Genomic DNA, 7,386 nt, shown 5'->3' on the forward strand with positions numbered 1-7,386 from the left:
GTTCCTTCTTGTTCCCTTATTTCCTTTTTGCAGTTTTCGGCGTAGCGTCAAGCGCAGTCGTAGGACGCCACCAACTGCGGGCCTCGTCCTTGCCCGACTGGATGTGGCCACTGGGCGCTTGCCCCAGGGGTCCGGTAACATTTAGCACTACTTCCGAAACAGCCACGCCCAGACCCTCAGCACCAAATTCAGCCATGGCACCCGAACCCCGCGTTCAGATTCCGCTCTCGACTCACAGCGTGTCTGAAAGGTCTGACGATGCACGATGGAGCCAAACGGTCATTGACCGCTATCGCCGGGTGCTCAATGGGGCGACGGAGACGGCCATCATCTCCATCGATGCCGACGGCATCGTCACCGGCTGGAGCGAAGGCGCGCACCAGATCCTCGGTTGGACCGAGGCGGAAATGCTGGGCCAGCCGCTCGCTCGAATATTCCCTATCGAGGAAGGCGGTGAGCAATTGCTTCGCTCGGAGATCGCTCTTGCTGTGGAACAAGGCGCCGGTGGCGCCGAGGGCTGGCGTCTGCGCAAAAACGGCGAGCGCTTCTGGGGGATAGGGGAGACCAAGCCCTTGAATCGAACGGACCCCAGTGGCGGCTTCGTCAAGGTCCTGAGAGATCGGACAGCGCACCGTCAAGTCGAATCGGCCCTGCGGGAGCGCACGCGGGCGCTCGAAATCCTCAACCAGGCTGGCGCGACCCTCGCCCGTGAAACGGACCTTGACGCCCTCGTTCAGACCGTCACCGACGCGGGCGTGGCACTGACCGGCGCCCAGTTCGGCGCGTTCTTCTATAACGTGGTGGATGCGGCCGGCGAGAGCTACATGCTTTACGGCATCTCCGGCGTTCCAAAGGAGGCGTTTTCAAAGTTTCCCATGCCACGGAACACCGAAGTTTTCGCACCGACGTTCGAAGGCAGCGGCATCGTACGCTCGGATGACATCACGCGCGATCCTCGGTATGGACACAATGAGCCTCACTGGGGAATGCCCAAGGGGCACCTTCCAGTGTGCAGCTACCTCGCGGTGCCAGTCATCTCACGCAACGGGTCAGTCATTGGCGGTCTCTTCTTCGGCCACTCCGAGTGCGGTGTGTTTACGGAAGATTCAGAGCGCAATCTGAGCGGCCTCGCCGGCGAGGCGGCCGTCGCAATCGACAACGTTAGGCTTTTCGAGGAAACGCAGCGAGAGATCGCCGAGCGCCGTCGAATCGAAGCTGCATTGCGAGAACTCAACCTGGACCTGGAGGAGCAGGTCAGGCGGCGTACCGAAGATCTCGTCCAGAGCACGGAGGCCCTGCGCCAGGCCCAAAAGATGGAAGCGGTAGGCCAGCTGACCGGCGGCATCGCACACGACTTCAACAACCTCCTTCAGGTGATCGTGGGCAACCTCGAGATTCTGTCGCGCAGCTTGCCCGAGGAAATGGCGCGCCTGCGCCGCGCTGCTGCCCAGGCTATGTCCGGGGCCCGGCGAGCAGGAGCGCTCACGCAGCGACTGCTAGCATTTGCGCGACGCCAGCCACTCGATCCCAAGCCTTTGAACGCGAATTTGGTCGTGCAGGGCATCTCGGAACTGTTGCGGCGTGCGATCGGAGAAACGGTCCAACTCGAAACAGTCGCAGCGGGTGGGCTCTGGACGACCGAGGTCGACCCGAACGAACTGGAAAGCACGCTGTTGAACCTGGCGGTTAACGCCCGGGATGCAATGCCCTCCGGGGGCAAGCTCACGATCGAGACGTCCAATGGCCATCTCGACGAAGCCTATGCTGCACGGCACGCTGAGGTTATACCCGGTCAGTACGTCGTCATCAGCGTCACTGACACGGGCGTCGGCATGGACCCGCAAACGATGACCCGCGTGTTCGAGCCCTTCTTCACGACCAAGGCGGAAGGCAAGGGGACGGGCTTGGGACTGAGCCAGGTCTACGGCTTCGTGAAGCAGTCCGGCGGTCATGTGCAGCTCTATTCGGAAGTGGGGCATGGCACTACTGTCAGGCTGTATTTGCCGCGCAGCCATGGCGACACGGCGCAGGAAGAGTTGACCGAGCCTGCGTTGGCCCCCGAAGCATTGGGCGAGACGATTCTGGTGGTCGAGGACGATCCTGACGTGCGCCTGTATACAGTCAACGCATTGCGAGAGCTCGGCTACCAGGTGATCGAATCCCTGGACGGCCCAGCGGCCCTCGGGGTACTGCAGAAGCGCAGCGTTGACCTCGTGTTCACGGATGTCGTTCTCCCCGGAGGCATGACCGGTTCCGAGGTGGTGGCGCGCGCGCGAGCCTTGTGGCCGGGCATCAAGGCGCTTTTCACCACCGGTTATGCGCGCAATGCCATCGTTCACCATGGGCGCCTCGATCGGGGCGTTCAGCTCATCACGAAGCCGTTTTCGTTTGACGAATTGGCCGCGAAGGTACGTGACGTGCTCGACAAATAGCAATGATCGCCAGCAGCCACCCGGTTCGTCGCGCCCTTCGGTCCCCAAAAGGTACGTCATTTATGGCGAAGCATCCTGGCGGAGTAAAGCCGCGGTAGGTTCTGCCGTCTTCTGTCGAGTGGTCCATACTCCGGATCCAGCCCGGCCTTTACACATGTCCAATACCGCCGAGTCCCTCCCCAAAGACCACGAAGTCCGGTTCTATGACCGGGACGACTGGTTGATCGATGAGGTCTGCGAGCACCTCGACTCCGCTCTGCGCGCCGGGGGCATGGCCGTGGCTATTGGGACATCCGCGCACCGCGCCTGTTTTGCGCAGCGGCTGAGCGCCTTCGGCAAGGGAGCCTGCGACATCACCGGCGGATTTGCCGGTCGGCTCGTGATGCTCGATGCAGCAGAGACCCTGGAGCGCTTCATGGTCGATGGACGGCCGGACGCCGCGTTGTTCGAAGAGGCACTGGGGCCGGTGTTGCGCAATGGACGGTCAGGCAAGCCGCTGCACGCATTCGGTGAAATGGTGGCGCTGCTGTGCGAGCAAGGCAACTACGAAGGCGCGCTGCAGCTAGAGCAGATCTGGAACCAGGCGGCGCGGCGCTATGCCTTCGCGCTGTTCTGCGCATATCCTTGGCAGCTCTTTTCCTCGTCGGAGAAGGCTCGCGCCTTTCAACATGTCTGCGCGGCCCATTCGCGCGTGCTCAATACGCTCGACGAAGCGGCGGCTCCGCCCGGCTCCGCGGCGATGACCTTCCTCGAGCTGCAGCAGCAGACGCGCGCGCTGCGCGTCGAGCTAGGCAGGCGTCAGCGCGCCGAGGAGACGCTGCGCGAGCGAGAGCGCGAGCTCGCCGATTTCCTGAACAACGCGAGCGAAGGCATCCACAAGGTGGCCGGCGACGGCGCAATCCTCTATGCCAACCGGGCCGAGCTCGAGATGCTGGGCTACCGCTGGGAGGAGTACGTGGGCCACAACATCGCCGAGTTCTATGTCGACCCTGCCCGGATCGACCAAATTCTGCGCCGGCTCAGGGCCGGCGAGGTGCTGCGCGACGAACCGGGCGAGATGCGTTGCGGGGACGGCAGTACAAAGACGGTCCTGATCTGCTCGAACGGGTACTTCGAGGACGGCGAGCTGCGCTACACGCGCTGCTTCACCCGCGATGCCTCCGAGCGCATCGCGCGTGAGGCGGCTCAACTCGCCGCAGCTTCGGAGCGGGAGCAGCTGCTGGAAGAACTGCGAGAGGCAAGCCGTGCTAAGGACGAATTCCTTGCCATGCTTGGCCACGAGCTGCGCAATCCCCTCTCCCCGATCGTGATGGCCTTGCAGCTGATGCGCATGCGCGGCGACACGGGCACCGCGCGTGAGCAGGGCATCATCCAGCGGCAAGTCGAACATTTGGTGCGCCTCGTGGACGACCTTCTCGACATCTCGCGTATCACACGCGGCAATATCGAGCTCAAGCGCACGCCCAGCGATGTAAAGGCGCTGCTCGCTAAGGCGGTCGAACAGGCGAGCGAGCTGCTGGAGCAGCGCAATCACGAACTGCGCGTTGACGTGCAACCCGACCTGCGTTGCGTGTGCGATCCCGTTCGCATCGCGCAGGTGGTCGCCAACCTGCTGATAAACGCGGCTCGCTACACGGAACCCGGCGGCTGCATCGAACTCTCGTGCAAGGCGGTGGACGAGGCGCGCTTCGCGATCAGCGTTCGCGACAACGGCCGAGGCATTCCGCGCGAGATTCAGCCGCGCATCTTTGAGCTCTTCTACCAGGGCCCGCGCGGCATCGACCGTGCCGAGGGCGGACTGGGCATCGGCCTCGCGCTGGTGCACAGCCTGGTCGGTCTTCATGGCGGAAGCGTTGACGTGCAAAGCGAAGGGCTCGGTCGCGGCAGCGAATTCGTGGTGCATCTGCCGCTTGCTATTCCCGAGGCCGAGGCGTGCGCACCAACCATCCCAGACGACGCGCCGGCCGCGGTGGGTCGCGGCCAGCGCATCTTGCTGGTGGACGACAACGTCGACGCCGCCTCCACGACCGCTCAACTACTGCGCGCGCACGGGTACCAAGTCACCGTGTGCCACGACCCGGTGTCGGCACTGGAGGTCGTCGGCGCGGTGCTGCCCGAAGTCGCCCTGCTCGACATCGGACTGCCAGTCATGGATGGCTACGAGCTGGGCGCGCGCATTCGCGCGATCTGCGGCACCGACTGCCAACTTGTCGCACTCACCGGCTACGGGCAGGATGCGGACAAGGCGCGCGCCCGCGAGGTCGGCTTCGACCGGCATCTGGTGAAGCCTGTCGCGCCGCAGGACGTGTTGGAAACAGTCTCAGCGGCCTCGCGCAGGTAGGCGCAGAGAGCGCCTCGGAGTTGTCGTCGATGGCACTGGTGATTGCGCGGCTGCACCGGATCAACCCACCTTACGCGAATGCCTCCGGACGGCATCGACGAGCGGCTTCTGGGGTATTAAACAGCCGGTATGACCACGCAGCAGATGACTGCTTCGAAGCGAGCCCAGTGACCGCTTAGGGCCGAGGCTGTGTAGAAACGCACCGCATTGCCACAAAGGCGGATGGCCTGCCGAACTCATCCAGTGTTCTGGTGCTCAGAATCCGCATTTCGAGGCCTCGTGACGACCCTCGTGTACGCGTGAGAAGAAACACAGGGGCTCATGCCCCGGCCAGCCGCATCGCCTTCATCGTTTTTGCAATACCCAGCACCGTTATCACCCGCTTGAGGTTGTAAGCCAACACGTGGAGACTCATTTCTGTGCCGACGTGCTTCATGGTCTTCATCAAGAAGTGCGTCGAGCCCATCCAGTGCTTCAGCGTTCCGAAGACATGTTCAATCGTGGATCTCCGAAGCGTCATGGCGTCGAGTTTTCGATCCATTCTTTGCTGCACGCGCTCAAGCACTTCCTCATGCTCCCAGCGGCGGATACGTCGATAGTCGCCCGGCGTGCACTGGGCCTTCATTGCGCACCGCGGGCATGCACTACTCCAGTACAAATCCGCATTGAGGTCGCTCTTTTTTTCATACGTGCTGAATCTGTATATCGCCCGCTCGCCTGCTGGGCATTGGTACTCGTCGTCCTTGGCGATATAGATGAAGTCAGACTTGTCGAATCGCCCCTCGGACTTGGCATTTGATGTCATCGGCTTCGGCACGTAGGTCGTGATGTCAGTGTCCTCGCAGAGCTTGAGCTCAGTGCCGTTGAAGTAGCCGCGATCGGCAAACACCTTCAGCTTGCTCTTGCCAATCGCCTCGCGCGCAGCCACTGCCATCTTGCTCAGCTGTGCCCTGTCATTGCCGATGTTTGTGACCTCGTGGGCAATGATCGGATGATGCTTGCGATCAACGGCCGTCTGGACGTTGTAGCCTACCAATCCGGTGCTCTTGCCCTGCTGAAGCATCGAACGCGCGTCGGGATCTGTCAGCGAGCGCTGTTGACCAGGTTCGTTCTTCAACTCCTCTTTGGTCTTGTCCAATTGACGCATCTGATCGCGCAACTTCCGGATCTTCTCCTGCAGGCGATCGGTCTTCGCTTCGATCTCTGCCGGTTGTGTGCGGTCCGCCGTCTCCAGGGCCTCCAAGTAGCGCTTGATGCTCTGCTCAATCTGTTCCTTGCGGGCGTCGATCTTCCCGGGCGAGAAGTTTCGGTCTCGACTGTTTACCGCCTTGAACTTGCTGCCGTCGATCGCTACCACGCCTTGTGAGAAGAGCTTGAGCTGCCGGCACAGTACGATGAACTCTCGGCACACGTTCCGGATGCCATCACCATTCCCACGCCTAAAGTCTGCGATGGTTTTGAAGTCCGGTGCAAGCCTGCCGGTAAGCCACATCAGTTCGACATTGCGTTGGGCTTCACGCTCGAGGCGTCGACTGGACTGGATGCGGTTGAGGTATCCGTAGATGTAGAGCTTCAGCAGGACTGAAGGGTGATACGAGGGCCGTCCGGTCGCCGCCGGATCCGCGCCTTCGAAGCCCAAGGCATGTAGATCCAACTCTTCAACGAAGACATCGATGACTCGCACCGGGTTGTCTTCACCGATAAAGTCGTCAAGGCACTCTGGCAGCAACGTCACTTGCTGTCGGTCTTCGCCTTCGATGAATCGCTTCATGGGCCACCTTGCTCAGACGAGTTGGCCAATTTTAATTTGAGTGACGACAGTCACGAAGCGTTTTCACACAGCCTCGGCCCGAACCACCATTCCGGCGCTGATGCAAGCAGCCATTCGATGTGACGCGGCCAGGTTGCTTCACCCGCTCCGGTCACTTTCGCCGTCCAGTCGCCCGCCGATCCGCGGACGAGCATCCCGAAGTCAAGTTCCAGACTAGACCAGTCAGTCGCAAAGAAAGGCGCGGACGTCAGGTATCGGCGATCTCCGTCGTTCGCCGGAAAAATTCGACCGACAGCAGCCAGTGTGGATCAGTCGTAGCGGGTGGACTCGCGACCGGTTGCTCATGGCCGGGACTGCCTGTTCACCAACCTCTCCAATAGAAGTCGTTGGCTATTCCGGGCGATAGCGCCGAAGGTCAATACCAACGACCACCAAAGGCACCCAGACAAGGGCAAGTGGATTAAAAGATACGGCAAGTTCCAGCGCGGGCTTCTATAGAAAAGTGACGCGAAGACTAGCGACCAGCAGCGGCTCACTTGGCGACGGCGTAGAACACGGGTGGGCTTCGCCGGAACCCAGGCCCAAGATCAAGAAATCGAATCGCGTTAACGGCTTACCGGCCACGCCGGAGGAGCAGGCACTTCACCTTGCGAGATAAGTGATTCATACGTCCGCCTTCAGTATGGGCGGGCGCGGAGAGAAGATGCCCTGACGGGTCTGTAGGTCGGGCCGATAGATAACGAAGCCTCCGCTGGCAGCTCTTACCTTGTATGACTTGGACGGCGTGGTTGCCGATTCGACCATGTTCCGGAGCACCCGCTGGGCGCGCGGGGACATCTCTC

General features: G+C 61.6%; 3 protein-coding genes. 2 read left to right on the top strand and 1 reads right to left on the bottom strand.

Annotated elements, in window-relative coordinates:
* Positions 1–194 precede the first annotated feature (194 nt).
* Positions 195–2,432 (top strand): ATP-binding protein, encoded by a 2,238-nt coding sequence (locus AC1DSF_RS29490; protein ID WP_478183965.1) that lies wholly within the window; start codon positions 195–197, stop codon positions 2,430–2,432.
* Entirely contained in the window at positions 2,341–4,773 is a 2,433-nt protein-coding gene (locus AC1DSF_RS29495; RefSeq protein WP_478145305.1) for an ATP-binding protein, read from the top strand. The genes AC1DSF_RS29490 and AC1DSF_RS29495 overlap by 92 nt, the downstream gene beginning before the upstream one ends.
* Before the next feature lie 319 nt (positions 4,774–5,092).
* On the opposite strand, the gene AC1DSF_RS29500 is transcribed toward AC1DSF_RS29495, so the two are convergent.
* The gene (locus AC1DSF_RS29500) at positions 5,093–6,544 is read right to left on the bottom strand and encodes an IS1182 family transposase (protein ID WP_478183966.1); all 1,452 of its coding nucleotides are present in this window, start codon (positions 6,542–6,544) and stop codon (positions 5,093–5,095) included.
* Positions 6,545–7,386 lie beyond the last annotated feature (842 nt).

This window comes from Variovorax sp. 01N429, from assembly GCF_056399425.1.